20 protein-coding genes are annotated in these 22,707 nt (G+C 56.4%); 5 read left to right on the forward strand and 15 right to left on the reverse strand.

The features are described from left to right. The first annotated feature begins 117 nt into the window (after window positions 1-117). A complete protein-coding gene (csiE, locus tag K5Y33_RS10090; protein WP_222233810.1) occupies window positions 118-1,386 on the forward strand; it encodes a stationary phase inducible protein CsiE in 1,269 nt (422 codons plus the stop codon). On the opposite strand, the gene K5Y33_RS10095 is transcribed toward csiE, so the two are convergent. Then, window positions 1,383-2,522, reverse strand: a complete 1,140-nt coding sequence (locus K5Y33_RS10095) for a 3-phenylpropionate MFS transporter (RefSeq protein ID WP_222233811.1) — start codon at window positions 2,520-2,522, stop codon at window positions 1,383-1,385. The two genes, csiE and K5Y33_RS10095, sit on opposite strands and share 4 nt — an antisense overlap. Window positions 2,523-2,650: 128 nt before the next feature. After that, the gene (gene glyA / locus K5Y33_RS10100; RefSeq protein ID WP_222233812.1) at window positions 2,651-3,904 is read right to left on the reverse strand and encodes a serine hydroxymethyltransferase; all 1,254 of its coding nucleotides are present in this window, start codon (window positions 3,902-3,904) and stop codon (window positions 2,651-2,653) included. A 339-nt stretch (window positions 3,905-4,243) separates the two neighbouring features. Between glyA and hmpA the strand changes: the two genes are divergently transcribed. Continuing rightward, window positions 4,244-5,428 (forward strand): NO-inducible flavohemoprotein, encoded by a 1,185-nt coding sequence (gene hmpA, locus K5Y33_RS10105; RefSeq protein ID WP_222233813.1) that lies wholly within the window; start codon window positions 4,244-4,246, stop codon window positions 5,426-5,428. Between the two features lie 51 nt (window positions 5,429-5,479). Here hmpA and glnB read toward each other — a convergent pair whose 3' ends face one another. The 5 genes from glnB to purL form a co-directional block, all read right to left on the reverse strand. Next, complete coding sequence (gene glnB, locus K5Y33_RS10110) at window positions 5,480-5,818, reverse strand: nitrogen regulatory protein P-II (RefSeq protein WP_007886217.1); 339 nt, start codon at window positions 5,816-5,818, stop codon at window positions 5,480-5,482. A 75-nt stretch (window positions 5,819-5,893) separates the two neighbouring features. Beyond that, window positions 5,894-7,225: a two-component system response regulator GlrR gene (gene glrR, locus K5Y33_RS10115; protein WP_101763469.1), complete on the reverse strand. Its 1,332-nt coding sequence runs from the start codon at window positions 7,223-7,225 to the stop codon at window positions 5,894-5,896. 2 nt (window positions 7,226-7,227) lie between these two features. After that, complete coding sequence (qseG, locus tag K5Y33_RS10120; RefSeq protein WP_192232989.1) at window positions 7,228-7,899, reverse strand: two-component system QseEF-associated lipoprotein QseG; 672 nt, start codon at window positions 7,897-7,899, stop codon at window positions 7,228-7,230. A 3-nt stretch (window positions 7,900-7,902) separates the two neighbouring features. Then, on the reverse strand, window positions 7,903-9,330 hold the full coding sequence (locus K5Y33_RS10125; RefSeq protein ID WP_101763467.1) for a HAMP domain-containing sensor histidine kinase: 1,428 nt from the start codon (window positions 9,328-9,330) through the stop codon (window positions 7,903-7,905). Window positions 9,331-9,941: 611 nt separating this feature from the next. Then, window positions 9,942-13,832: a phosphoribosylformylglycinamidine synthase gene (gene purL, locus K5Y33_RS10130; RefSeq protein WP_222233814.1), complete on the reverse strand. Its 3,891-nt coding sequence runs from the start codon at window positions 13,830-13,832 to the stop codon at window positions 9,942-9,944. A 271-nt stretch (window positions 13,833-14,103) separates the two neighbouring features. Here purL and mltF point away from each other — a divergent pair, with 271 nt between their 5' ends. Further along, window positions 14,104-15,561, forward strand: coding sequence for a membrane-bound lytic murein transglycosylase MltF (gene mltF / locus K5Y33_RS10135; protein ID WP_222233815.1), 1,458 nt, complete (start codon window positions 14,104-14,106; stop codon window positions 15,559-15,561). On the opposite strand, the gene tadA is transcribed toward mltF, so the two are convergent. After that, entirely contained in the window at window positions 15,558-16,052 is a 495-nt protein-coding gene (tadA, locus tag K5Y33_RS10140; protein WP_222233816.1) for a tRNA adenosine(34) deaminase TadA, read from the reverse strand. The genes mltF and tadA overlap by 4 nt on opposite strands. 64 nt (window positions 16,053-16,116) lie before the next feature. Further along, window positions 16,117-16,755 (reverse strand): phosphatidylglycerophosphatase C, encoded by a 639-nt coding sequence (gene yfhb, locus K5Y33_RS10145; RefSeq protein ID WP_192232985.1) that lies wholly within the window; start codon window positions 16,753-16,755, stop codon window positions 16,117-16,119. 167 nt (window positions 16,756-16,922) lie between these two features. Between yfhb and K5Y33_RS10150 the strand changes: the two genes are divergently transcribed. Next, window positions 16,923-17,762: a MurR/RpiR family transcriptional regulator gene (locus tag K5Y33_RS10150; protein ID WP_101763462.1), complete on the forward strand. Its 840-nt coding sequence runs from the start codon at window positions 16,923-16,925 to the stop codon at window positions 17,760-17,762. A 55-nt stretch (window positions 17,763-17,817) separates the two neighbouring features. Next, on the forward strand, window positions 17,818-18,066 hold the full coding sequence (locus tag K5Y33_RS10155; RefSeq protein ID WP_101763461.1) for a YfhL family 4Fe-4S dicluster ferredoxin: 249 nt from the start codon (window positions 17,818-17,820) through the stop codon (window positions 18,064-18,066). Here K5Y33_RS10155 and acpS read toward each other — a convergent pair. From acpS to lepB, 6 genes are all read right to left on the reverse strand, one after another. Next, window positions 18,063-18,443, reverse strand: coding sequence for a holo-ACP synthase (gene acpS / locus K5Y33_RS10160; protein ID WP_101763460.1), 381 nt, complete (start codon window positions 18,441-18,443; stop codon window positions 18,063-18,065). The two genes, K5Y33_RS10155 and acpS, sit on opposite strands and share 4 nt — an antisense overlap. Further along, entirely contained in the window at window positions 18,443-19,174 is a 732-nt protein-coding gene (pdxJ, locus tag K5Y33_RS10165) for a pyridoxine 5'-phosphate synthase (RefSeq protein WP_210081456.1), read from the reverse strand. Before pdxJ ends, acpS begins: the two co-directional genes overlap by 1 nt. A 70-nt stretch (window positions 19,175-19,244) precedes the next feature. Continuing rightward, the gene (gene recO, locus K5Y33_RS10170) at window positions 19,245-19,973 is read right to left on the reverse strand and encodes a DNA repair protein RecO (protein WP_008101510.1); all 729 of its coding nucleotides are present in this window, start codon (window positions 19,971-19,973) and stop codon (window positions 19,245-19,247) included. A 3-nt stretch (window positions 19,974-19,976) separates the two neighbouring features. After that, complete coding sequence (era, locus tag K5Y33_RS10175) at window positions 19,977-20,882, reverse strand: GTPase Era (protein WP_008101512.1); 906 nt, start codon at window positions 20,880-20,882, stop codon at window positions 19,977-19,979. Window positions 20,883-20,931: 49 nt separating this feature from the next. Further along, a complete protein-coding gene (gene rnc, locus K5Y33_RS10180) occupies window positions 20,932-21,612 on the reverse strand; it encodes a ribonuclease III (protein ID WP_036620136.1) in 681 nt (226 codons plus the stop codon). A 118-nt stretch (window positions 21,613-21,730) separates the two neighbouring features. Then, on the reverse strand, window positions 21,731-22,702 hold the full coding sequence (lepB, locus tag K5Y33_RS10185; protein WP_101763459.1) for a signal peptidase I: 972 nt from the start codon (window positions 22,700-22,702) through the stop codon (window positions 21,731-21,733). Window positions 22,703-22,707: the final 5 nt, after the last annotated feature.

Below are 22,707 nucleotides of genomic sequence, written 5' to 3' on the forward strand. Positions count from 1 at the left end.
GGCCCAGAAAAATTGTGACCCGCCCTAAAGCTCTGAACAAAAGTCACGACAAAGTGCAAGGTTACCGCGTGGAGTTAGCTATTCTTAGCTCAAAAGTGACCTGCGGATAAACCATTGATGAGTTCTGCACCCTCCTCTGCACCACTCTTCAGCCGTTCCCAGCGTCGTTGTCATCTGTTACTGCTGCTATTTCTGCCCGCTCCCGCGTTGACGCTTGAAAAGCTCTGCCAGTTGAATGGCGTGGCGCCTGTTGTCGCCCGACAGGATATCGCGGATGTGGGAGAGGAGATACAGCGTTACCATCAACTGGAGCTACACCAGATGGTCGATGGCAGCTTCCGCATTCACGGGACGGAACTGGACAGGCGGCTGTGCCTGATCCATTGGCTGCGACGCGCGCTGCGTTTGTCGCAGGATTTTGTCTGCGAGCATTTTGCCCCGGTGCTGCGTCAGCGCCTGAAAGTTCTGAAAATCGAGAAAGCGCTGTGGGATGAAACCAACCTGCAGGCGCTGATTCAGCACTGCAGCCTGCGTCTGGCGCGCGACTTCAGCGCGCGCGACCGCCTGTTTCTGCAAATCTTCATGAAGTATGCGCTGTGCCAGCGCCAAAACGCCTTGTTCAATGACGGACAGCGCGCGTGGCTGGCGGAAAAAGTCGAACGAGCTGCCGCCGACGACGTCATCCATCACTGGCAGAAGCGCTGCCACTTAGCGCCGGATGTAAGCGAGACCGACTTCTGGACGCTGCTATTTAGCCTGATTCACGCGCCAACCGCTACGCAGCTGGAGCATCCGCAGGCGGTAAAACTGATGCAGTCCGTGGAAGCGCTGATTGCGCGCTTTGAGCAGTTGGCACAAACCACCTTCAGAAATCGCGCCGAACTCACTCAGCAACTCTTTACGCATCTGGCGCAGGCGCTGGATCGCAGCCATTTTGCCATCGGCATCGATAACAGCGTGGCGCTGGATGTCGCACGACTCTACCCGCGTCTGCTGCGTACCACGGAACGCGCACTTGAGCATTTCAGCCGTAACTTTGCCACGCGCTTTAGTGCTGAAGAGATAAGTCTGGTGGCGGTGTTATTTGGTGCCTGGTTGATGCAGGAGAGTGCATTGCAGGAAAAGCAGGTGCTGCTGCTGACGGGCGCGGATGCGGCGCTTGAGCAGTTGCTGGAGCAGCAGCTGCGGGAAATGACGCTGCTACCAATTAACATCAGCTATCAGGACATCGTGCATTTTCAGCGTGAAGGCGCGCCGCGCGACATCGCGCTGGTGATCACGCCGTATGCCATTTCATTGCCGCTGTTCTCACCGCCGCTAATACAGGCGGAGCTGCCGCTGAGTCGTCATCAGCAGCAGCGTATTCTCCAGTTGCTGGAGAGTTAAGCGGCGCGCGGACGCAGGAACAGCGCCGGCAACGCCACTAACGCCATCACCCAGAACAGATGTCCTTGCAGATGCGTAAACAGCACGCCGCAAATCATAGTCATCACCGCAATACCGCCGCCCATGGCCAGCGCCGAATAGAGCGATTGCAGACGAATCACTTCCGCGCCTTTGCGCGCGGCAATAAACCGCATCGCCGCTAAATGGCAGACGGTAAAGCTGCCGCAGTGCAGAATTTGCGCCACGATCAGCAACGGCAACGCGGTGCTGGATCCCAGCATTGTCCAGCGGATAATGGCGCACACGCCTGATAACAGCAGGAGATCGCGCGCACTCCAGCGGCGGAACAGTCGGCTGCTGAGAGCAAAAATGATGATTTCAGCCACCACGCCCAGCGACCACAAGTAGCCAATAATCGACGCGGAATAACCGCTCTCCTGCCACCAGATCGCGCTGAAGCTGTAGTAAGCCGCATGCGCGCCCTGCAACAATGTCACGCATAACATGAAACGCCACACCGCATTTTCGCGCAGCAAATCACGCCATGCCTGCCAGCCACCATCGGTTGACGTCTGACGTTCACTACCCTGCGGCTTCGTCGCTGGCGTTAACATCATCCCACCTAACATGCCGATCGCGCCCAGTGACAGCAGCACCAGAATCGCCTGCGATGAGAACGCCGTGACAAGCATCCCGGTTAAGGCAGAGCTGATGACAAACGCCAGCGAGCCCCACAAACGAACCGGGCCATATGTCAGACCAATTTGCTGCGTCCAGGTGGCGGCCAGCGCATCACTCAGCGGTACCAGCGGTGAGAAAAACAGGTTGAAGCCGATCATCACGAACAGCAGCCACATCCACTGTTGTCCCAGCCAATAACCGATAGCGAACAGGCATGTCATCAGCGCCAGCAGGCGCAGCGCGGTGATCAGCTGTGAGGGGTTTTTTACCTGCGAGGCAATCAGCAAACTGCCGACAAAGCGCGCCACCATGCCGCACCCCAGCAGCAGACCGATTTTTTCTGCATCGAGTCCGGTGCCTTTGAGCCACACGCTCCAGAAAGGAAGGTAAATGCCGTAACAGAAGAAGTAAGTGAAGTAGCCCAAACCGAGCCATTTGGCGGAGCCGATTGCCATATTCCCTCCAGCAAAAATGCTGCTGAGCAGCACGAGTGGGCGCTACTTTGTCAGAGCACTGCTGCGACGGCAATAAAAAAGGATGGCTTGCACCATCCTTTTTTGCACTGCATCGAGAAGCGTAAAGCTTACGCGTACACCGGCAGACGGCTGCAGATTTCCAGCACTTTCTGTTTGGTACGTTCGATGGTCGCTTCGTCGTTGATGTTGTCCAGCACGTCAGCGATCCAGCCAGCCAGCTCGCGAACGTCAGCTTCTTTGAAGCCACGACGCGTCACCGCTGGGGTACCGATACGCACGCCAGAGGTCACGAACGGGCTCTTCGGATCGTTAGGTACGCTGTTTTTGTTCACGGTAATGTTGGCGCGGCCCAGAGCGGCATCGGCTTCTTTACCGGTCAGGTTTTTGCTGACCAGATCGATCAGGAACAAGTGGTTGTGTGTACCACCGGAAACGATGTTGTAACCGCGCTCCAGCAGAACTTCCACCATCGCTTTCGCGTTCTTAGCCACCTGCTGCTGATAAGTCTTGAACTCTGGCTCCATCGCTTCTTTGAACGCCACCGCTTTACCGGCGATCACGTGCATCAGAGGACCGCCCTGACCACCCGGGAACACCGCGGAGTTCAGTTTTTTATACAGCTCTTCGTCACCGTTTTTCGCCAGGATCAGGCCGCCGCGCGGACCCGCCAGGGTTTTATGGGTGGTTGAAGTCACGATGTGGGCATGAGGAACTGGGTTCGGATAGACGTCTGCGGCGATCAGGCCCGCAACGTGTGCCATATCGACGAACAGGTAGGCGCCAACGCTGTCTGCGATTTCACGCATTTTGGCCCAGTCGCACACGCCAGAGTAAGCAGAGAAGCCGCCGACGATCATTTTTGGCTTGTGGGTTTGTGCCAGCTCAGCCAGCTCTTCGTAGTTGATTTTGCCGGTTTCATCGATGCCGTAAGGGATAACGTTGTACAGCTTACCCGACAGGTTTACCGGGGAACCGTGCGTCAGGTGACCACCGTGCGCCAGGTTCATACCCAGAATGGTGTCGCCTGGCAGCAGTAGCGCGGTGTAAACCGCGAAGTTGGCCTGAGAACCGGAGTGCGGCTGTACGTTAGCGAAATCTGCGCCGAACAGCTCTTTAGCGCGATCGATCGCCAGTTGCTCAACGATATCGACGTATTCACATCCGCCGTAATAGCGTTTGCCCGGATAGCCTTCGGCATATTTGTTGGTGAGCTGTGAACCTTGGGCCTGCATTACGCGTGGGCTGGTGTAGTTTTCAGAAGCAATCAGTTCAATGTGCTCTTCCTGACGCACTTTCTCTTGCTCCATAGCCTGCCACAACGCGGCATCATAATCGGCAATGTTCATATCACGCTTTAACATCCGGACTCTCCTGACTCAGCTAACTTTTTAACGGCAGTTTAGGCCCCGGCTAGGGGGCGAAGGCGAACAGTGTAAACGGTTTTGACAGGTGACGGTAGCGTCAATCCCCTCTTTTTGCGCAAACGATTGGCATGGCGCTGGAACGGGTTTTTTACGCTTTTTTGCAAGCCAGAAAATCACGAAATTTGCTCACTTTCATGGCGAAAGAATTTCAGCTTTGCGCGCCAGCCCGCACCTTTCTTGCTTAATCCTTAATCACAACAAGGGATTTACAGGCGCTTCGATTACCCATAAGATGCATTTAAAATACATGTTTAAATTCACTCTGAGGATTTCACCATGCTCGACGCGCAAACCATCGCTACCATCAAATCGACTTTGCCCGCCATTGCCCAGGTTGGACCGCAGCTGACCGGCCATTTCTACCAACGTTTACTGACGCAACATCCTGAACTGAAAAACGTATTCAACATGAACAATCAGCGCAGCGGCAATCAGCGGGAAGCGTTGTTTAACGCCATTGTGGCTTATGGCAGCAACCTGGAAAATTTGGCCGTACTGTTGCCGGCGGTGGAGAAAATCGCGCAGAAGCATGCCAGCCTGAACATTCAGCCCGAGCAGTATGCGATTGTGGGTGAAAACCTGCTGGCGACGATTGATGAGCTGCTGCATCCGGGTGAAGAAGTGCTGACCGCATGGGGCAAAGCGTACGGCGTGCTGGCCGATGTGTTTATCCAGCGTGAAGAAGCCATCTATTCGGCCTCCGAAGAGAAAACCGGCGGCTGGCGCGGTGCGCGTGATTTCCGTATTCGCGCTATCAATCAGGAGAGTTCGGTGATCAAGAGTTTTGAACTGGTGCCAAACGACGGTAAGCCGGTGGCAACCTTTCTGCCAGGGCAGTATCTGGCCATCAGCCTACAACCGGCAGGCTGTGAAAATATTCAGCATCGCCAGTATTCGCTGACGCACCAGCCAAATGGGCAATTTTATCGCATCGCGGTTAAACGCGAAGCGCTGGGCAGCGTATCGGGCTGGCTGCATGATCGTGCGCAGGTGGGCGATATCGTGCAATGCGCGGCACCAGCCGGTGATTTCATCCTGCAGGCTGAAGCCGCTACGCCGATTACGCTGATCTCTGCTGGCGTCGGCCAAACTCCCATGCTGGCGATGCTGGCTACTCTGGCGCAGCAGCAACATCCGGCGGCGGTTAACTGGCTACACGCTGCGGAAGCCGGTTCGCAGCATGCGTTTGCTGAAGAGGTGAAATCCCTTGGCGCGCGCCTGCCAAACTTCACCAGCCACGTTTGGTATCGGCAACCAGAAAGTGCCGATGCCGGGCGTTACGACGCGCAGGGCTTGATGGATTTGGCGAGCGTGTCCTCCGCGCTGAACCAGTCCGATCGTCAGTTCTGGATCTGTGGTCCGCTGCCGTTTATGCAGTTTGTCGCACGTCAACTGGTCGATGCCGGCATCAATGCCGATCGCATCCACTACGAAGTATTTGGCCCGCACAAGGTGCTGTAAAACAAAAAAGCCTGCGCAAGGCAGGCTTTTACAGGCAATGCGCGAAGGGGCTTAAATCGCCTCTTCGTCCTCTTCACCGGTACGGATACGCACTACGCGCGCCACGTCAAAGACAAAGATTTTGCCGTCGCCGATTTTGCCGGTCTGCGCGGTTTTCATAATGGTTTCTACGCAGGTATCGACGATATCGTCACCTACCACCATTTCGATTTTCACTTTTGGCAGAAAATCGACCATGTACTCAGCGCCGCGATACAGCTCAGTGTGACCTTTCTGACGACCAAAGCCTTTCACTTCACTGACGGTCATCCCGGTGATGCCCACTTCAGCTAAGGCTTCACGTACATCATCGAGTTTGAATGGTTTGATAATTGCATCGATCTTTTTCATGACAGATCCTTTTTTACTCCTTCCATGATGGACGGATACCGTTAGTATAATTGTTCCTGACGCTGCCGCAGCAAGCTACTCTTTAAATTCGCTGGCGTCCAATTCATGTCGCGACAGCAGCTTATAGAATTCAGTGCGGTTACGTCCAGCCAGACGCGCAGCGTTGGTGACATTTCCTTTGGTCATCTGCAGCAGTTTACGCAGATAGTTCAGCTCAAATTGATTACGCGCTTCGACGAAAGTCGGCAGCGCGGTATTTTCCCCCGCCAGCGCCTGTTCAACCAGGGCATCACCGATGACCGGCGCGGTACTCAAGGCGACGCACTGTTCAATCACGTTGACCAGCTGACGTACATTGCCCGGCCAGGCGGCGCTGACCAGCCGCTTCATCGCATCCACCGAAAAGCTACGCACGAAAGGTTTATGGCGATCGGCGGATTGGCGCAGCAGATGATTCGCCAGCAGCGGGATATCTTCAGCGCGCTCGTGCAGCGCGGGAATTTTCAGATTCACCACGTTAAGACGATAGTAGAGATCTTCGCGGAAACTCTTCTTCTCCATCGCTTTGGGCAAATCGCGGTGCGTCGCGGAAATAATCCGCACGTTGATATCCAGATCGCGGTTGCTGCCTAACGGCCGCACTTTGCGCTCCTGCAGCACACGCAGCAGTTTCACCTGCAGCGCCTGAGGCATGTCGCCAATCTCATCAAGAAACAGCGTGCCGCCTTCCGCCGCCTGGAACAGACCTTCACGTGCGCTGACCGCGCCGGTAAAGGCGCCTTTAGCGTGGCCAAACAGTTCGGACTCTAAAAGTTGTTCCGGCAGCGCACCACAGTTGATGGCGATGAACGGCTTGGTGGCGCGCGGGCTGGCGGCGTGAATCGCCTGCGCCAGCACCTCTTTACCGGTGCCACTTTGGCCGTTAATCAATACGCTGACGTCAGATTGCGCCACCATGTGCGACTGCTCCAGCAACCGCAGCATCTGTGGATTGCGCGTCACAATCGCTTCGCGCCAGCCGTCATCGCTGATCGGTGCGCGCTGGGCCAGCGCTTCATCTATCGCTTTATACAAAGCGTCACGATCGACCGGTTTGGTCAGAAAGCTAAACACGCCTTGTTGCGTGGCGGATACCGCTTCCGGGATCGAACCGTGCGCGGTGAGAATGATCACCGGCAAGCCCGCATGACGTTTCTGCACTTCGCCGAACAGCGCCAGACCATCCATTTCGTCCATGCGCAGGTCGCTGATCACCAAGTCGACTTTCTCTTTCTGCAGATGGCGCAGGGCTTCCGGCCCGCTGGCGGCCGTCGCCACCTGATAGCCTTCGCTGCTCAGACGCATGCCGAGCAGTTTCAATAAGCCCGGATCATCATCCACCAGCAATAAACGTGCGGCTTGTTTCATGGTTACTGATCCTCACTTTGCACATCGCTGCCGCCGTGCGATGTGTCGCTGCTATCAGGCGCTTTACGCGACGACAGCTGGCGTTCAATGTCGGTTAAACGCTCTAACTTGCGTTGGGTATCGGCCAGCGACTGACGCATTTTGGTTTGCTGCTGGCGCAGGTTATCCATCTCCGCGTCATTACTCTGCTGCAAAGCGGCGTAGCGTCCACGCGCTTCGCTCAGCTCCAGTTGGGCCGCCTGATTGCTGCGCCACAGCTGGAGCAGCGGACGCACCGATGCCGGATAAGCCGCGCTGTAACCGTCTAAAGTGGTGACGAAATCACGACGCTCAACTGGCGTGACGTTACCGTTCGCGAGCAAGATGCCCTGCTTGAAGGCGCGCGCCCAGCCTTGCACCGGCCAACGACGCGCTTCTGCACGCGCTTCGGCCGGCGATAAGCGCTCGGCGCAATCCATGGCGCGCTGCCAATAGAGCGGATTGCCTGCGGCGGCTGGCGTTTCGATTTGCCACACGTTTTGGCAATCGGTCGCCAGATAATCCGGCAGGCGTACCTCCGGTTCAGGCACGCTAACGCCATTATGCTGCATACGATCTTGTGACGGTGCCTGGCAGGCGCTGAGGCCGAAAACCAGCACTGCACTGGCCACAAGTTTGAATAGGGTTAATTTCATTAATCAGGCATTCCCGGCGCTGGTCGTCAGAATGATACGAAAACAGACATCCGCATCCTTGCGCGTTACCAACTGCAGATCGCCGTGCATCCTGCGCAGACAATCTTTGGCGATGCTTAAGCCCAGCCCGCTGCCTTTGACCGGCCCTTTGCGCTGTTGGCTGCCCTGATAAAAGGGCTCAAAAATCATCGCCTGCTCTTCAGCCGGAATCGGTGTGCCGGTGTTTGCCACCTCAATCCACACCTGGTTGCCCTTCTGCTGGCTCTGCAGCCAGATGTTACCGGATTCGCTGCCGTAGTTCACGGCGTTCGAATAGAGGTTATCGATCACCCGCTGCAGCAGCGTCGCTTCCGCCAGACAGTGATGCACTTGCAGATCAACGTGGGTGGTCATCTCACGCGCATTGGCTGGCAACGAGTGCACTTTTACTACCGAATCAATGATCTCATTTAGCGCCACAGGCTTCAGCGCCATCGGTCCATCGGCCAGCTTGCGGTTATAATCGAGCAACTGCTCAATCAGCCGCTGTAAATGACGGCTGCTGGTATCGAGAATCGCCACCACTTCCTGCTGCTCGGCATTGAGTGGCCCAGCGACCTGATCGGCCAGCAGTTCAGTGCCTTCACGCAGGCTGGCAAGCGGCGTTTTCAGCTCATGCGACAGGTGGCGCAAAAATTCGTGGCGCTGCTCTTCCAGCCAGCTTAATCGCTCACTCAGCCAGACAATGCGCTGCCCCAGCGAACGAATCTCACGCGGACCACGGAAACTGCCGCTATCGCCCAGCGCCTTACCTTCGCCCAATCGATTAATCATGCGTTCAACCCGCTTCACCGGACCGATGATCATCCCCGTGAACAGCAAAACCAGCACCAGGCTAATCAGGAACAGAATCAGCGCCTGCCAGCCAAAAAACTGACCGCGATCGGCGATTTCACGCTGCAGCTGTAAGCCGCGCGAAAACACCACTTCACGCGTTGCCTGCACCATTTGCGTGTTGGTATCGGAAAAGCGCTCCAGCGCGCTGGCGGCTTGCGCCTCGGGATTGCCGTTATCGCACTGCAGTTGCTGCAGTGAAGGCAAGGTGGTTTGCAGCACTTTGAAGGAAGGCAGATCGGGCAAACTGGCGGCGTGACTGCTGAGCATTTGGCCGTAGCGCGTCCACTGCGTTTGATACAGCTTCGCCAGCGACGCATCGCCGAGCACGCAATATTGGCGGTAGCTGCGCTCCAGCTCCAGCGCGGTACGCGCCATCGCTTCGCTGCGACGCACATCGGTAAAGGTATTGCGGTTGGTATCCGCCGCCTGGTTGCTTAACGCCGAAAGACTTTCCCACGCTTGCCACGCCAGCACCAGCAACGGTAGCAGTACCAGCAGGAAAGCCATTAACACTAACTGCCGCAGGGATCGGGGAAACAGACGCCATTTCATCACAACCGCGCTTCCTTAAATGTGAGCTGCAGGCATGCTAGCGAAGTATCAAAACGGAAGAAAGGCCAGATATGAAAACGGCAGGCCTTTTGGCCTGCCGTGAGAGCGACGCCGCAGCATCGCTTGCAAAATAGGTGGAGCCTAACTCAACGTTGCGCCCGATGTTTGATAACGTTGCAAAGCAAACGATTATCGGTGAGGTGGACGACAGGCTCCGTTTGGTGCGTCATTCGGTTTTTATGAGCTCAGCCGCTGAAGCGGGGCAATCATAAACAGGTGAATGAGCCACGTAGGGATTATAGCAAGTATCGTGCCAATAAATAAATAGCGTTTATTATCAGAGAAATGCCTGAGATGAAGCGCTCTCCCAGAGAAAAGCGGACCGGACGGTCTGTGAAAAGTGTCGCTGATTAGCAACGTGTTTGTCGTGGTAATTTACTGGCTATATAAATCAATGGGTTAAATGTCACCTTTTGACGACAACGTATTGGCGGGATTGTCGTTATTTTCCGACAGTTTGAAGATTATGCGGATTTCAGTAAGGTCGCCATGAATGGTGGACCTGCAAAAAGCGCAGAATAAAAAAGGCCGCTATTTAGCGGCCTTTGTTTTGCTTATCCCAACTGCTTACGCGCGTTGCGGAAGATACGCATCCACGGGCTGTCTTCGTCCCACTCTGCCGGATGCCAGGAGTTGCTCACGGTACGGAACACACGCTCTGGGTGCGGCATCATAATGGTGACGCGTCCGCTCTCGTTGGTTACCGCAGTGATGCCGTTAGGCGATCCGTTCGGGTTAGCCGGATAGCTTTCTGTCACTTTGCCGAAGTTATCGACGAAGCGCAGCGCCACCAAACCTTTGCTCTCCAGCTGTGCCAGATGCGCGCCGTCACGCACTTCGACAAAACCTTCACCGTGTGATACGGCGATTGGCATATGCGATCCGACCATGCCATCCAGCAGCAGCGATGGACTCGCCGCCACTTCAACCAGGCTGAAACGCGCTTCGAAACGCTCGGACTGGTTGCGCACAAAGCGTGGCCACAGCTCGCTTCCTGGAATCAGCTCGCGCAGGTTCGACATCATCTGGCAACCGTTACACACGCCAAGTGCCAGCGTTTGTGGACGATGGAAGAAGTTTTCGAACTCATCACGCACGCGACCGTTGAACAGGATGGATTTCGCCCAGCCTTCACCCGCGCCCAGCACGTCACCGTACGAGAAGCCACCGCAGGCGACCAGCGCCTGGAACTCTTCCAGACCGCGACGGCCCGCCAGCAGATCGCTCATATGCACGTCAACTGCAGTAAAGCCCGCACGATGGAAGGCGGCGGCCATCTCTACGTGTGAGTTAACGCCCTGCTCACGCAGCACTGCCACACGCGGACGTGCGCCCGTCGCAATCATCGGTGCCGCAACATCTTCTTCTGGCTTGAAGGTCAGATGGACGTTCAGACCTGGGTCGTTATCGTCTTTCTTCGCTTCATGCTCCTGATCGGCACAGGCTGGGTTATCACGCAGACGCTGCATCTGCCAGGTGGTTTCTGCCCACCAGGTGCGCAGCGTGCTACGGCTTTCGCTGTACACCGCGCTGTCGCCAGAGCGGATCACGAAGCGATCGCCTGGCAGGGCTTTACCAATCACGTGCAGGTTAGCGCTCAGACCGTGGTCAGCGAACACCTTCTCGACGGCTGCACGATCCGCTGCGTTGATCTGCAGCACCGCGCCCAGCTCTTCGGTGAACAATGCGGCTAACGCATCGCTGCCTAGCGCGGCGATATCGGCTTCGATACCGCAATGACCAGTGAAGGCCATCTCCGCCAGCGTGACCAGCAGGCCGCCGTCGGAACGGTCGTGGTAAGCCAGCAGTTTCTGCTCGGCCACCAGCGCCTGAATGGCGTTGAAGAAGCCCGCCAGCTGCGTAGCATCACGCACGTCGGCAGGCTTGTCGCCCAGCTGACGATAAACCTGTGAAAGCGCAGTCGCGCCAAGGGTGTTCGCGCCGTTGCCGAGATCCACCAGCAGCAGCAGGTTGTCTTGATCCGCCTGCAGCTGCGGCGTCACGGTGCGACGCACATCTTCCACGCGCGCAAAGGCGGTGATCACCAGCGACAGCGGCGAGGTCATTTCGCGCTGCTCAGTACCTTGCTGCCAGCGGGTTTTCATCGACATCGAGTCTTTGCCCACCGGAATGGTGATACCCAGCGCGGGACACAACTCTTCGCCGACCGCTTTAACCGCCGCGTACAAGCCCGCGTCTTCGCCTGGATGACCGGCGGCGGCCATCCAGTTCGCAGAGAGCTTAACGCGTTGCAGCGAACCAATGGAGGTTGCGGCGATGTTGGTCAGCGCTTCACCGACGGCGAGGCGACCTGAAGCCGCGAAGTCGAGCAATGCGACGGGTGCACGTTCACCAAGCGAGAATGCTTCACCGTGATAGCTATCGAGGCTGGCGGTGGTGACGGCGCAGTTCGCGACCGGAATCTGCCACGGTCCTACCATCTGATCGCGCGCCACCATGCCGGTTACGCTGCGGTCACCGATGGTGATCAGGAAGGTTTTTTCCGCCACGGTCGGCAGGTGCAGCACGCGATTCACCGCATCCGCTACGCTAATCCCGTCACGCTGCAGCGCTTCGCCGTTGGCCTGCTGGCTGGCAACATCACGCGTCATCTTCGGTGTTTTGCCCAGCAGCACGTCGAGCGGCATGTCGATTGGCTTATTGTCGAAATGGCTGTCGGCGAGGTTCAGATGCAGCTCTTCGGTGGCTTCACCGATGACCGCATATGGCGCGCGTTCACGCTGGCACAGCTCGTCGAACAGCGCCAGTTTCTCCGGCGCGACCGCCAGCACATAACGTTCCTGCGACTCGTTACACCATACTTCCAGCGGACTCATGCCTGGCTCATCGCTGAGGATGTCGCGCAGGTTGAAGTTACCGCCACGATTACCGTCGCTCACCAGCTCTGGCATGGCGTTCGAAAGGCCGCCCGCGCCGACGTCGTGGATGAACAGAATCGGGTTGGCTTCGCCCAGCTGCCAGCAGCGGTCAATCACTTCCTGGCAACGACGTTCCATCTCTGGGTTGTCGCGCTGTACTGACGCAAAGTCGAGATCGGCATCCGATTGGCCTGACGCCATTGACGATGCCGCGCCGCCGCCCAGACCGATGTTCATGGCCGGGCCACCCAGCACGATCAGTTTGGCACCGACCACGATTTCGCCTTTCTGCACGTGATCGGCACGGATGTTACCGATGCCGCCCGCCAGCATGATGGGCTTGTGATAGCCGCGCAGCTCTACGCCATTGTGGCTGTTGACGCGCTCTTCGTAGGTACGGAAGTAGCCGTTCAGGGCTGGACGACCAAATTCGTTGTTGAACGCCGCGCCGCCCAATGGGCCTTCGGTCATGATATCCAGCGCGGTGACGATGCGATCCGGCTTACCGAAATCCTCTTCCCACGGCTGTTCAAAGCCTGGAATACGCAGGTTCGATACCGAAAAACCGACCAAACCGGCTTTGGGCTTCGCGCCACGTCCGGTTGCGCCTTCGTCACGAATTTCGCCACCGGAACCGGTCGCGGCACCCGGCCATGGAGAGATGGCAGTTGGGTGGTTATGGGTTTCGACCTTCATCAGGATATGTGCGGCTTCCTGATGGAACTCATATTCGCCCCTCTGCGCATCGGCGTAGAAGCGGCCAACCTCAGAACCTTCCATTACCGCAGCGTTGTCTTTATAGGCAGACAGCACGTGCTCAGGATTGTGTTCAAAGGTGTTCTTGATCATTTTAAACAGCGACTTCGGCTGCTTTTCGCCGTCGATAATCCAGTCGGCATTGAAGATCTTGTGACGACAGTGCTCGGAGTTTGCCTGCGCAAACATGTAGAGCTCGATGTCGTTTGGATTGCGGCCCAGCTTAGTAAAGGCATCAAGCAGGTAATCGATCTCATCATCGGCCAGCGCCAGACCCAGCGTGGTGTTGGCCTGCTCCAGCGCGCTGCGGCCTGCGCCCAGCACGTCAACGCTTTTCAGCGGCTGCGGCTGATGGTGAGCAAACAGCTGCTGCGCATCGTTGAGATCAGCGAACACCGTTTCCATCATGCGGTCATGCAACAGGCTCGCCAGCTGCTGCCACTGTGCTTCCGTCAGCTCAGGTGCCTGCACATAGAAGGCCATACCGCGTTCAAGACGCAAGACCTGTGGCAGATCGCAGTTATGGGCGATGTCGGTGGCTTTCGATGACCACGGTGAAATGGTACCGGGACGCGGCGTTACCAGCAACAGACGCCCTTGTGGCGCATGTTCGGCGAGAGAAGGACCGTATTTCAGCAGGCGTTGCAGGCGGGCTTGCTCATCCGCGCTGAGCGGTGCACTAACATCGGCAAAATGGACGTACTCGGCGTAAATATCACTCACCGGAAGGTGAGCGTCCTGAAAGCGGGTCAGCAGTTTGTTTACACGAAATGCCGACAGAGCGGGCGAACCACGCAGAATTTCCATCATTAAAGATCTCTCGTCTTTGAAGTGCCGGGCGACGCTTCATTGGGCGCAACAGGGGGAAAACGGGCGGTATTATAGAGAAACAGCTCGGGTTACGAAACCGTTTGCGCATAAATTCTGGCGCCTGGCGTTTGGCTGAATTTTGCACAATTCTTGCTATAAAAGTTGCCCTGCCCCTTTTTGTTGCGCAAAATGCCCCTCGCTCTGGGAGTTAAAACAACATAAATACTGCCTTTAAAAGACAGAGGCCTGTGAGCCATTACGAGACAACTATTTGAAACGCCTAAAAATAAACTATCTGTTTATCGGTCTGATCACCGTGCTACTTGCGCTAGCATTGTGGCCTTCAATCCCGTGGTACGGGGGCGGAACAGACGCGCTATCACAGATCAAATCACGCGGAGTGCTGCGCATCAGTACCGTTAACTCTCCGCTGACTTACTACACCATTAACAATGCACCAGCCGGTATGGATTACGAGCTGGCGAAGCGCTTCGCCGATTACCTTGGCGTAAAACTGGAAGTTGAGGTGCGTCCTAATCTCGGCGATCTGTTTGACGACCTCGATGACGGTAAAGCGGATTTGCTGGCGGCCGGCTTGATCTACAACAGCGAGCGCCTCGCGCACTACCAAAGTGGCCCGAGCTACTATTCGGTGTCGCAGCAGCTGGTGTACCGCATCGATAAGCCTCGTCCGAAGAATCTCGGCGATCTCAAAGGCCGCCTGATTGTGCAGTCCGGTTCGGCATATCTGTCAACTTTACGTTCCGCCAAAGCTGACAGCTATCCCGATCTCGACTGGGCCATCTCCACCGATCAGGGTCAGAAAGCGCTGCTTGAAGCGGTTGCTGACGGCAAACTCGATTACACGGTGGGTGATTCGGTCACCATCGGCCTGCTGCAGCGCATTCATCCGCAGCTGGCGGTGGCGTTTGATGTGACTGACGAAGAGCCGGTCACCTGGTATTTACCGCGTAACGAAGACGACAGCCTGAGTGCGGCGATGCTCGACTTCTACAGCCAGATGGGCGAGGAAGGCACGATGGCGCGGCTGGAAGAAAAGTATCTCGGCCACGTAGGCACCTTCGATTACGTTGATACCCGCACCTTCCTGCGCGCCATTGATAACACGCTGCCGGATATCAAACCGCTGTTTGAGAAATATTCCGCCAGCATGGATTGGCGTTTACTGGCGGCGATCTCTTATCAGGAGTCGCACTGGAATCCGCAGGCCACATCGCCAACCGGCGTGCGCGGCATGATGATGTTGACGCGTAATACCGCCGACAGCCTTGACGTCAACGATCGCCTCGATCCCGAACAGAGCATTCGCGGCGGCAGCGAATATCTCAAGCGCATGATGGAGAAAGTCCCGGAAACGATTCCTGAAGATGAACGTATCTGGTTCGCGCTGGCGGCATATAACATGGGCTATGCGCACATGCTGGACGTACGCAAGCTGACGGCGAAACAGGGCGGCAATCCCGACAGCTGGGCCGACGTGAAGCTGCGTTTGCCGATGTTGAGCCAGAAGCGCTATTACATGCAAACCACCTACGGCTACGCGCGCGGCCACGAAGCTTATAACTACGTGGAGAATATCCGTAAATATCAGATCAGTTTGGTGGGATATTTGCAGGAACAGGAGAAGCGTTTAGCGCAGCAGTCGGCACTGGAAGCGGAGTTAGGCGCCGGTTACCCGGCGGTCGAACCGAAAATTGCGATGAATTAACCGGTGCGCTGCGCCTGACGCAGCGCCCTCTTCTGTTCGCGACGCATGCGGAAAAAGTCACTCAGCATCCCGGCACACTCTTCCGCCAGCACACCGCAATCAATCTGAATTAGATGATTCATGCCGGGATGACCAATCACATCCAGCAGTGAACCGGCCGCGCCGGTTTTCTCATCTTTAGCGCCGTACACCAGCCGCGTGATGCGGCCGTGCACCATCGCACCGGCGCACATCACGCAGGGTTCCAGCGTGACATACAGCGTGGTATCCAGCAGACGATAGTTTTCCAGTACTTTGCCGCCCTGACGCAGCGCCATGATCTCGGCATGTGCGGTAGGATCGTGCTGGCCAATCGGCCGGTTCCAGCCTTCGCCAATCACCTTGTCGCCCTGCACCAGCACCGCACCAACCGGCACTTCGCCCTGCTCCCACGCGCGCTTCGCCAGTTCCAGCGCATAACGCATCCAATATTCATCAGTTTGTGGGTTCACCGGGCAACTCCTGCGGGCAATAAAGGCGGCGCATTATAGCGATGCTGCTGCCGGAATCGAAGCGTTATTCCAGTTGTTGCAGCTCACCGCGCGGCGTGACGCGCCAGCGGTGCTGACAGAAGAACAGCAGCGGGTTGTCCTGTTTGCTGTCGCTGTAGCCGCTATACAGTTGCAGCGGCGTGCCGATTTTCTCCTCCAGCTGTGCCACCTTTTCATGGCCGAGGCAGCGCATCGACAGCAAACGTCCGCCGCGGCCCGGTTTCATCTGGCTGGCAATCAACTGTACGCGCGGCAGGAAGGCCGAGTCGAAATAGACTTGCTCCACCAGCGACTGCGGCGAACCGGTAATTAGCCAGACATCGGCATCGCTGCTGCTGAGATAGTCGGTGAGTCGCTGCTGCACCACCGGAAACGCAGTAACACGCTGGCGGAACCACTCAGCGAATTCCGCCTCGCGTTGGCGCAGACGTTTTTCGCTGTGGCCAAAAGTAATCGCCCACAGTAATAAACTCATTGGCCAGCGTGCGGCGCGGCCTTTGATCAGCATGCCAAGACCAATCACCGGTAACAGCGGCACCACCAGCAGCAGATTGATCGGCTGACGTCGCAGCAGATAGCGCATAAAGGTGCCAAACATGTCTTGCTGATGCAGCGTGCCATCGAGATCGAAAAATACCACGCGTCGTTGTGTACCCTTTGTCAAACAGCACTCCTTCTCTATCCTTCGTGGTTTCTGCACTACAGTGTAGCCAGCTTCGGCGTTCAGGGCGAAAGCTGCTATTTTTAATTCCAGTGACTACAATGCCATTTGAATAGTTTATTCTTCGCGTTTACGCGCTGTTTGCGGATAAAGGAATTAAGGATCGAACCATGAGTTCATTGCTGCGCATTCGTCAGCTCTACCCTCGACTGGCGCTAAATGAGCGCCGGCTGGCGGATTTTTTGCTGTCGCAGCCGGATCGTGCACGGCATCTCAGTTCACAAAAACTCGCTGAGGAATCGGGCGTTAGCCAGTCCAGCGTGGTGAAGTTTGCCCAGAAGCTGGGCTACAAAGGGTTTCCAGCGCTGAAGCTAGCGCTGAGCGAATCGATGGCCGATCGCGATGCGATTACCGTGCATAACCATATTCTCAGCGACGATCCGCTGAAAGTGGTCGGCGAAAAGCTGCTGACCGAAAAGATCTCGGCGATCCGCGCCACGCTGGACATCAACAGCGAAGAGAAGCTGCTGCAAACCTTGCAGCTGCTGAAAAATGCCAATCGGATTTTGCTGGTTGGCATCGGCGCGTCCGGTTTAGTGGCGAAAGATTTTTCGTGGAAGCTGATGAAGATCGGCATCAATGCGGTGGCGGAGCAGGATATGCACGCTTTGCTCGCCAGCGTGCAAGCGATGGCGCCGGGCGATGTACTGCTGGCGATTTCCTATACTGGCGAACGTCGCGAAATCAATCTGGCGGCGCAGGAGGCGGCGCAGGTCGGTGCCGATGTGCTGGCCTTTACCGGCTTTACGCCGAATGCTCTGCAGCAGTGCGCCACGGTTTGCCTCTACACCGTGGCGGAAGAGCAGAGCACGCGCAGTGCGGCGATCTCGTCGACCAGCGCGCAGCTGGCGTTGACCGATCTGCTGTTTATGGCGCTGGTACAAAACGATCCTGAACGCGCCTCCAGCCACATTCGCCACAGCGAAGCGTTGGTGAAAAAGCTGGTCTGATGAGATCAGGCGCGTATAATACCCGCGCCTTTTCTGCTGTTATTGGACTTCTGCCATGGCCTTGCTCATCACCACCAAATGCATCAATTGCGATATGTGCGAACCTGAATGCCCAAACCAGGCAATCAGCTTAGGCGACGCGATCTATGAAATTGATGTCGACCGCTGCACCGAGTGCGTGGGCCATTATGATGTGCCGACCTGCCAAAGCGTCTGTCCGATTGATAACACCATCATTACCGATCCACAGCACCCGGAAAGCCGCGAGGCGCTGTGGGAGAAGTTCGTGGTGTTGCACCCTTAGTTCTCGATAATCACCGTTGCGCAGGCGTAATGGCGTTCATCCGCTAACGTCACATGCACATGCTTCACGCCGAGCTGGCTGGCAATCACCCTGGCCTGCTCAAAGAAACGTAATCCCGGTTTGCCCAGCGCATCGTTGTACACTTCGAACTGATTGAAGGCCAGGCCACCGCGGATGCCGGTGCCAAACGCTTTCGCTGCCGCCTCTTTCACCGCAAAACGCTTAGCCAGAAAGCGCACCGGTTGCTGGTGCGCCTGATATTGCTGCCACTCGGCTTCGCTTAATACGCGACGCGCCAGACGGTCGCCGGAGCGCTCAATGACGCCAGCAATGCGCTCGATCTCTACGATATCGCTGCCGAGCCCGAGAATCGCCATTAGCGACGCGCTTCCCGCATCAGCAGCTTCATTTCGCTGACCGCATCGGCCAAACCGCTGAACAGCGCGCGACCAATAATCGCATGGCCAATATTCAGCTCGTGCATTTCCGGCAATTCAGCAATCGGCTGCACATTGTGGTAAGTCAAACCGTGGCCGGCATTGACTTTCAGGCCGAGGCTGGCGGCGAAAGTCGCGGCTTTGCGGATGCGCGACAGCTCAGCCTGGCGCGCGAGACCTTCGGGCGCTTCGGCATAGGCACCGGTGTGAATTTCGATATAAGGCGCGCCGCTGGCAACCGCCGCTTCAATCTGGCGGTGATCTGCATCGATAAACAGTGACACCAGAATGCCGGCGTCGCTTAACAGGCGCACCGCAGCATTAATTTTGTCCTGCTGACCCGCCACATCCAGCCCGCCTTCGGTGGTCACTTCCTGACGCTTTTCCGGCACCAGACAAACGAAGTGCGGCTTGATTTCACAGGCAATGTCGATCATCTCGTCCGTTACCGCCATCTCCAGATTCATGCGCGTCTGGATGGTGTCACGCAAAATGCGTACATCGCGATCGGTGATGTGACGGCGATCCTCACGCAGATGCACGGTAATGCCGTCAGCGCCGGCCTGCTCAGCAACAAACGCGGCCTGCACCGGATCGGGATAGTTTGTACCACGTGCGTTACGTACGGTGGCAATGTGGTCAATGTTGACGCCTAACAGCAACTCAGCCATGACAATCCTTAAATGTGTTCAGTGTGTTTGCAGTGTACCGCGCTGAATATATCAGGCGGTACGACCAGCGCTAGTCGTTTGCCACATCGGGTTTCTTTTTTGGCACAAACTGGCGAAACAGTTCCTGACTCTTCAGCGGCTTGCCGCCAAGATAGGGTTTGAGCGCCATACGCGTAAAGCGTTTAGCGGCGCGCAGCGTATCAGCATCCGGGAATTCGCGCTCCCACAACGCACGCAGCTGGCGGCCGGTAAAGCTGCGTTGATTGACCACCAAACTGGCGATAAAACCCTTCTCTTCCCGGTAGCTGTAGGTCATGCCATCAGCCACCTCTTCGCCGCTGCCGGCACAGTGCAGAAAATCCACGCCGTAACCGAGATGCCCTAGCAGCGCCAGCTCAAAGCGGCGCAGCGCCGGTTCAGGCGAGCCGTTGCCTGCCGCCAGCGTTTGGATGCAATTCAGGTAATCAAAGAACATATCAGAGAAGGGAATTTGCTGCTCCAGCACGCGCGACAGCAGCTCGTTGACGTAGAGCCCACAATAGAGCGTAATGCCGCTGAGCGGCAATGCCAGCGAAACGGCTTCGGCATTGCGCAGCGTTTTGACATCACCGCGTCCACCCCAGCGCACCAGCAGTGGCGTAAAGGGTTGCAGTGCACCTTTTAGTTGGGAGCGGCGCGAGCGGGCGCCTTTGGCAAGGACGCGGACGCGCCCTTCGCTTTCGCTGAACAGATCGAGGAGTAGGCTGGTTTCGCTGTAAGGGCGACTATGCAGCACAAAGGCGCGTTGCCAGCCTTCCATTACTTAACCTTCGTCAGAGTAACCTAAGCTGCGCAGCGCACGTTCATCGTCCGCCCAGCCCGATTTCACTTTAACCCACAGTTCGAGATGCACTTTCGCTTCAAACATCTCTTCCATGTCTTTACGCGATTCAATGCCGATGGTTTTGATCTTGGCGCCTTTATTACCGATGACCATTTTCTTTTGGCCTTCGCGCTCAACAAGGATCAGGCCATTGATGTCGTAGCCGCCGCGATCGTTCGAAACAAACTGCTCAATTTCGACGGTAACGGAGTAAGGCAGTTCTGCACCCAGGAAGCGCATTAACTTTTCACGGATGATCTCAGACGCCATAAAGCGCTGCGAGCGGTCGGTGACATAATCTTCCGGGAAATGATGCTCAGATTTTGGCAGGCATTTACGCGCAATCGCCGCAATCGCGTCGACATTTTTGCCGCTTTCCGCTGAGATAGGGACGATTTCAAGGAAGTTCATCTGCTGGCTAAGGAACTGCAGATGCGGTAACAGAATGCTCTTGTCCTGGATGTTGTCGACTTTATTGATCGCCAATACCACCGGAACTTTGTTATCACGCAGCTTGTTGAGCACCATCTCGTCGTCTGGTGTCCAGCGCGTGCCTTCAACCACAAAGATCACCAGCTCAACGTCACCAATGGAGCTGCTGGCGGCACGGTTCATCAGGCGGTTGATCGCCCGTTTCTCTTCCATGTGCAGCCCTGGCGTATCCACGTAGATCGCCTGATAAGCGCCTTCGGTGTGGATGCCCATAATACGGTGACGCGTGGTTTGCGGCTTGCGCGACGTGATCGACACTTTCTGCCCCAGCAACTGGTTCAGCAAAGTGGATTTACCGACGTTTGGTCGGCCTACAATCGCGACAAAGCCGCTATATGTTTCGAGTTCGCTCATTCGAGTCCTGACTTGGGCAGCGCCGCTTTCGACGCTGCAATGTGACTATTTATTCGAGGCCAAGCTTAATTAACGCCTGTTCGGCGGCTGCTTGCTCGGCTTTACGGCGGCTGGAGCCAATGCCCACCACCGGTTCTGCCATGCCACTCACCTGACAGTGAATGGTGAATTCCTGATCGTGGGCTTCGCCACGCACCTGCACCACCAAATACGACGGCAGCGGCAGATGACGTCCCTGCAAATACTCCTGCAGGCGCGTTTTCGGATCTTTTTGCTTATCGCCCGGACTGATCTGTTCCAGTCGTGAGTGATACCAGTCGAGAATTAACTTTTCGACGGTTTGAATGCTGCTATCGAGGAAGATGCCGCCAATTAAGGCTTCAACGGTATCCGCGAGGATCGATTCACGACGGAAACCGCCGCTTTTCAGCTCGCCCGGACCGAGGCGTAAACATTCGCCAAGGTCGAACTCTCGCGCCATCTCTGCCAGCGTATTGCCGCGCACCAGCGTGGCACGCATACGGCTCATGTCGCCTTCGTCCACACGCGGGAAGCGGTGATAGAGCGCATTGGCAATCACGTAGCTGAGAATAGAATCGCCAAGAAATTCAAGACGTTCATTGTGTTTGCTACTGGCGCTACGATGCGTCAGTGCCTGCTGCAATAAATCCGGATGAGTAAAAGTGTAGCCCAGTTTGCGCTGCAGCTTGTTAATGACGATGGGGTTCATGCTATTCCAGTTGTTCTGTGCGCCTATCACTGCATACGAAACAGGGCTGAGGTTCCAACCTGGTCTGTTTCGTGTGCACTGGCCTCCCGAAAGAGAGGCCAACCTTTTTTGAAGCTAATTAGTGAATCCCACCAATGCGGCTAAAGCGCACGCCGGTCGGCCACTGTCCTTCTTGTTTCTCGAAGCTCATCCAGATGGCCACCGCTTTGCCGACCAGATTCTTCTCGGGCACAAAGCCCCAGTAGCGGCTGTCGGCGCTGTTATCGCGGTTATCACCCATCATGAAATATTGCCCTTGCGGCACAATCCAGGTCGATTGCGGCTGGCCCGGCTGCTGATAATACATGCTTGCCTGACTTTGCGCTTCGTTTACCAGCAAGATATCGTGCGTTACGTTGCCCAATGTCTCTTTACGGGTGCCGAGACGCAGGCCGCCCTTCATGGTTTCGCCCTGCGGCGCCTGGAAGAAGCCGTTGCCGGTTTCATTGCCATCAAAGCCGCTGAAGGTTTGAATGAAGTTACTTGGCTCAACGTTAGTGTAAGTCACTGGCAGCGCCGTGTCGCAACTGCCGCTACTGCAACCCGGATTGATGGTCAGGGTTTTGCTGTAAGGATCAAACACCACTTTATCGCCCGGCAAGCCAATCACGCGCTTGATGTAGTCCACGCTGGGATCTTTCGGGTATTTGAATACCGCGACATCACCGCGCTGCGGATGGCCAGTTGGTATCAGTGTGGTTTGGGTAATCGGATCTTTAATACCGTAAGCAAACTTCTCCACGAGGATGAAGTCGCCAATCAGCAGCGTTGGCATCATTGAGCCCGAGGGAATCTGGAACGGCTCAAAAATAAACGAACGCACGATCAACACCACCGCCAGCACCGGGAACACCGATGCGGTGGTTTCAACCCAACCCGGCTGCGCGGCTACTTTCGCCAGCGTTTTACTGTCGAGTGCGTTGCCGGCCTGCGCTTGCGCGGCAGCCTGCTTCGCACGACGCGCCGGTGCCCATTTAAAGCGATCGATACACCAGATAACGCCAGTGATCAGCGTTGCGATCACTAAAACCAGGGCGAACATGTTAGCCATTAAAA

This window comes from Pantoea sp. DY-17, from assembly GCF_019795975.1.
Classification (GTDB): Bacteria; Pseudomonadota; Gammaproteobacteria; order Enterobacterales; family Enterobacteriaceae; genus Pantoea; species Pantoea leporis.

What these genes read in the sequence shown, in the direction of transcription:
- rnc (WP_036620136.1), bottom strand. Translation starts at nt 21,612, where the DNA reads ATGAACCCCATCGTCATTAACAAGCTGCAGCGCAAACTGGGCTACACT.
- purL (WP_222233814.1), bottom strand. Translation starts at nt 13,832, where the DNA reads ATGATGGAAATTCTGCGTGGTTCGCCCGCTCTGTCGGCATTTCGTGTA.
- era (WP_008101512.1), bottom strand. Translation starts at nt 20,882, where the DNA reads ATGAGCGAACTCGAAACATATAGCGGCTTTGTCGCGATTGTAGGCCGA.
- glyA (WP_222233812.1), bottom strand. Translation starts at nt 3,904, where the DNA reads ATGTTAAAGCGTGATATGAACATTGCCGATTATGATGCCGCGTTGTGG.
- pdxJ (WP_210081456.1), bottom strand. Translation starts at nt 19,174, where the DNA reads ATGGCTGAGTTGCTGTTAGGCGTCAACATTGACCACATTGCCACCGTA.
- glnB (WP_007886217.1), bottom strand. Translation starts at nt 5,818, where the DNA reads ATGAAAAAGATCGATGCAATTATCAAACCATTCAAACTCGATGATGTA.
- K5Y33_RS10095 (WP_222233811.1), bottom strand. Translation starts at nt 2,522, where the DNA reads ATGGCAATCGGCTCCGCCAAATGGCTCGGTTTGGGCTACTTCACTTAC.
- hmpA (WP_222233813.1), top strand. Translation starts at nt 4,244, where the DNA reads ATGCTCGACGCGCAAACCATCGCTACCATCAAATCGACTTTGCCCGCC.
- lepB (WP_101763459.1), bottom strand. Translation starts at nt 22,702, where the DNA reads ATGGCTAACATGTTCGCCCTGGTTTTAGTGATCGCAACGCTGATCACT.
- csiE (WP_222233810.1), top strand. Translation starts at nt 118, where the DNA reads ATGAGTTCTGCACCCTCCTCTGCACCACTCTTCAGCCGTTCCCAGCGT.
- recO (WP_008101510.1), bottom strand. Translation starts at nt 19,973, where the DNA reads ATGGAAGGCTGGCAACGCGCCTTTGTGCTGCATAGTCGCCCTTACAGC.
- glrR (WP_101763469.1), bottom strand. Translation starts at nt 7,225, where the DNA reads ATGAAACAAGCCGCACGTTTATTGCTGGTGGATGATGATCCGGGCTTA.
- acpS (WP_101763460.1), bottom strand. Translation starts at nt 18,443, where the DNA reads ATGGCGATTCTCGGGCTCGGCAGCGATATCGTAGAGATCGAGCGCATT.
- K5Y33_RS10155 (WP_101763461.1), top strand. Translation starts at nt 17,818, where the DNA reads ATGGCCTTGCTCATCACCACCAAATGCATCAATTGCGATATGTGCGAA.
- K5Y33_RS10150 (WP_101763462.1), top strand. Translation starts at nt 16,923, where the DNA reads ATGAGTTCATTGCTGCGCATTCGTCAGCTCTACCCTCGACTGGCGCTA.
- qseG (WP_192232989.1), bottom strand. Translation starts at nt 7,899, where the DNA reads ATGAAATTAACCCTATTCAAACTTGTGGCCAGTGCAGTGCTGGTTTTC.